Raw genomic sequence first — 703 nt, forward strand, 5'->3', positions numbered from 1 at the left:
GGTCACCTTGCTGCGCCTGGCCGAGGACGACCACGTGCTGGTGCTGGTGCAGCATCACATCGTCTCTGACGGCTGGTCGATGCAGTTGATGGTCGAGGAGTTGGTGCAGGCGTATGCCGCTAACAGCCAAGGCCAAGACGTGCAATTGCCGGCGCTGCCGATCCAGTACGCCGATTATGCCGTGTGGCAGCGCGGTTGGATGGAGGCGGGTGAGCAGGCGCGTCAACTGGCCTACTGGCGCGAGCAGTTGAGCGGCGAGCAACCAGTGCTGGAGTTGCCGTTCGACCACCCGCGCCCGGCACAGCCAAGCCATCGCGGCGCACGCTTGGGTATCGAGTTGCATCCGGAGTTGTTGGGCAGTTTGCGCGCGCTGGCGCAGCACGCTGGCGTCACGCTGCCGATGCTGCTGCTGGCGTCTTACCAGGCATTGCTGCATCGCTACAGCGGCCAGGAAGATGTGCGCGTGGGCGTGCCGATTGCCAACCGTAATCGCCTGGAAACCGAGGGGTTGATCGGCTTCTTCGTCAACACCCAAGTGCTCAAGGCCGATATCCACGGGCAAATGAGCACCGAGCAATTGCTGCACCAGGTGCGTCAGCGTTCCCTCGAGGCCCAGGCTCACCAGGACCTGCCGTTCGAACAGCTTGTGCAGGCATTGCAACCGGAGCGCAGCCTGAGCCTGAGCCCGTTGTTCCAAGTGTTG

The 703-nt window shown here is 63.3% G+C and carries 1 protein-coding gene; it reads left to right on the forward strand.

All coding sequences use genetic code 11. From position 1 onward, the window contains the following. On the forward strand, window positions 1-703 hold a 703-nt coding region (locus tag GIW04_RS31140), incomplete at both ends, for a condensation domain-containing protein (RefSeq protein ID WP_236479668.1).

Source organism: Pseudomonas sp. PA-4-8C (genome assembly GCF_021606625.1).
In the GTDB taxonomy this organism is placed as follows: domain Bacteria; phylum Pseudomonadota; class Gammaproteobacteria; order Pseudomonadales; family Pseudomonadaceae; genus Aquipseudomonas; species Aquipseudomonas lactis.